At 60.3% G+C, this 2,938-nt stretch carries 3 protein-coding genes and 1 pseudogene; all 4 read left to right on the forward strand.

Annotated features, from left to right (window positions below; translation table 11 throughout):
• Nucleotides 1–710: pseudogene (locus EOA79_RS33070) on the forward strand (hypothetical protein); the annotation flags it as partial.
• On the forward strand, nucleotides 707–1,312 hold the full coding sequence (locus tag EOA79_RS31110; protein WP_127335251.1) for a hypothetical protein: 606 nt from the start codon (nucleotides 707–709) through the stop codon (nucleotides 1,310–1,312). The pseudogene EOA79_RS33070 and the gene EOA79_RS31110, both read left to right, overlap by 4 nt.
• 12 nt (nucleotides 1,313–1,324) lie before the next feature.
• A complete protein-coding gene (locus EOA79_RS31115) occupies nucleotides 1,325–1,765 on the forward strand; it encodes a hypothetical protein (RefSeq protein WP_095824465.1) in 441 nt (146 codons plus the stop codon).
• Nucleotides 1,766–1,801: 36 nt separating this feature from the next.
• The gene (locus tag EOA79_RS31120; RefSeq protein ID WP_127335250.1) at nucleotides 1,802–2,431 is read left to right on the forward strand and encodes a hypothetical protein; all 630 of its coding nucleotides are present in this window, start codon (nucleotides 1,802–1,804) and stop codon (nucleotides 2,429–2,431) included.
• The last annotated feature ends 507 nt before the right edge of the window (nucleotides 2,432–2,938 follow it).

Genomic DNA, 2,938 nt, shown 5'->3' on the forward strand with positions numbered 1-2,938 from the left:
CTGCCAGCTCGGCGACCAATGCGACGACCTCGGCCAGCAACGCGGCGGCGAGCGCCGCCGCCGCGGCCAACGCCGTGGCGGCACTTGGCTACACCTTCTCCACCAGCACCGCCGATGCCGACCCCGGCAACGGCACGCTGCGGCTGAACAATGCCAGCGCCGCCTCCGCCACAGTCGCCTATATCGACAACCTCGATTCCAGCGGCGCCACGGTGAGCGGCATCCTGGATACGTTCGACGACAGCACCAACCCGATCAAGGGCCAGCTCACGCTGCGCTCAAAGGCGTCAGCGGCAATCGCCTATGTCTACAGCGTCACCGGCTCGGTGGTGGACGGCGGCGGCTATCGCAAACTGACGCTCGCCTATGTCAGTGGCGCCGGCACCTTGCCCACGACCGCCGACGGCATCTGGCTGATCTTCACGCGCGCCGGCGACAAAGGCGCGGATGGCCTGGGCAGTGGTGACTTTTCCGGGCCGGCGAGTTCGGTGACCGACAACATCGTGACCTTCGCCGGCACGACGAGGAAGGCCGGCAAGGACAGTGGGGTGGCGGTGGCGAGTTTGGCGCCGAAAGCAAGCCCCGCTTTCACCGGCACGCCGACGGCGCCGACACAGGCCGCCGGCGACAACAGCGCCAAGCTCGCCACCACCGCCTATGTGGACACGAGCTTCGCGCGAAGGCCAGCCCGACATTCACGGGGACGGTGACGGTCCCGGATGGCAGTTTCTCGCCCGCCAAATTGGACAATGGCGGAGCCGTCAGTGTTTTCGGCCGGTCTGCCAATTCGAGCGGCGTGCGCGCAGACATTGCGGCTGCTGCCGACGATACGGTCCTGCGGCGTGTGTCTAGCGTTGTGGGGTTCGGGCAGATCACGACCGGCATGGTTCCGGCTGGCGTGCTGACTTATGCGATGCTTGCTTCCGCGGCAATAGCCTCGAATAGCGAATTTCAGCTCGGCACTGCGGGCAAGCTCCTGTCCGCGGCGGCTCTGAAGACGACCGTGGCTTACCAGGCGCTCACCTCGAGTGCGACGGTCACGTGGGACATGTCGCTGGGCAATAATGTTTCTGTGGCGCTATCCACGAACGCCACCCTTGGCAATCCAACGAATGCGAATCCGCTCTTTGGCTTCGTGTTGAAGGCCACGGCCGTTACTTCCGCCCGCACCCTGGGCCTTAGCGCCAACTTCGCGGTTGCTACCGGCGTCGAAGGGTTCCCTATCACAATCGGCACATCGGAAACCGTCTTCCTTGTCGGCTTCGTCGACACCACCAGCCGGATCGTCGTCACCGGCGTCATCCGCACCTAAAGGAGTTGGAAAATGTCCATTCTTGTTCGCAAGATCGATGACGTTTGGCAGGAGTGGCACGGCTCCTCGATCGTTATACAGATGGTAGGCACCTACACCGCTGTTTACGGCGACGGTCGGCAGGTGGAAACGCCGTGCGACCCTTACCCCATCGAAATCCAGATGAACGGCGACAGCCTGCGCGGCTTCTATGATCAAGGCATCTGGGCCCTCGAAGAAGTGGAGGCCGTTGGCGGCAAAATCGCTGTCCCGTTCAATGCGCCAGACGGCAAGCAGACGGTGGGTTCACCCTCCTATGTTGAAACTGGTGCTGTCATCCAGCAGGTCTACGAAGTCGAGGACACCCCTCGGCCGCCAGCTCCTCCGACTGCCAAGGAACGAGTTACGGCTATGCTTGCCACCTACCAAATATCCGTCAGTGAGTTGAAGACCGTCTTGGAGCTTGATTTGTAGATGCTACCCGGTATTGCTCCACCTAAGGCTGGCCTATTGCTGCCCAGTAAGTCGTTCATCGCAACGGCATACAACGATATTTCATTGTCGAGTTATAACTTTACTGTCGACACGGGAGCGGCGACTGAGCGCAGCGTTGTTTGTGAGGTGCTGGGATCAGGCAACTCGGGCTCCATTACCTCGATCTCCGGAACTATTGCCGGCGTCGCTTTTTCCATCCTCGTGGATACGATAGGGGCGTCGACCTACGCGGCCATCGTCGCAGCCAAGCTGCCATCAAATATAGCGGCGGGCAACCAAACCGTTAGCATCGTCTGCGGCGCATCTTGGGGTGCACAGATGATGTCGATCGCGTCTTACCGGTGCCTTAACCTCAGAAGCTTAGTCCCGACCGCAACCCTGGTTAGTAGCGCCAATCCGGGCACAGGTACCATCAACGTCGACGACCACGGTCTTTTGTTCGCCTGCGCGCGCTGCGGCAATTCAGCTCCAACCTATACTTGGGCGGGCATCACAGAAGAATATGACTTTGCAGTCGGAACGTCGGGCCGATCAGCGTCGGGTGGGAGCTATCAAGCTAATGCGGCGGAAGTGGGCAGAATGGTCACGGCAACGCGAAGTGTGACTGGCATCAACTACGGTTTGGTTGCCGCTGTCCTACGTTAGAGCTACCAGATTCGCCACGCGATGATGCAAAGCATGGCAAAGCAAAGCCAGAGAACGAGACGGATCTCGAACATCGCTTGCGCCCACTGATAGGGCGGGGCGAAGGAATTTCTTCCTCAGCCTCGAACCTTTCTTGCGCGGCTATCCAAGTCTTCTCTCCCTTGGTCGGGCGCTTTTCCATCAATGGTGTCTCTCTACATCTTCCGTGCCAACTCTTATCGGTAACCCCAGCCCAACTGGCGTTCCGATATCCGTCAGCACCTCAAAGGAATACCCGGAACCATACCAGCCTGCCGCTTGGACGGAAAGGAAAGGGCGAAGCATTTTGTAGGAAAAGGGGCGTCGACCGACAGATCGTTTCGCCCGAAAGCGGTTACAAGCAGGATCATCGCGCCCATTCGGTTGCACAGGTCGAGGAACGCGCGAGGCAAGCGTAGGAGCCACTGTTTCCTAGAACCCGTTGGCAGGCTGTGTTTACCGCAAGCTCTCCACCGCACACCCCTCAGC

It is taken from the genome of Mesorhizobium sp. M1A.F.Ca.IN.020.03.2.1 (assembly GCF_004023205.1).
In the GTDB taxonomy this organism is placed as follows: Bacteria; Pseudomonadota; Alphaproteobacteria; order Rhizobiales; family Rhizobiaceae; genus Mesorhizobium.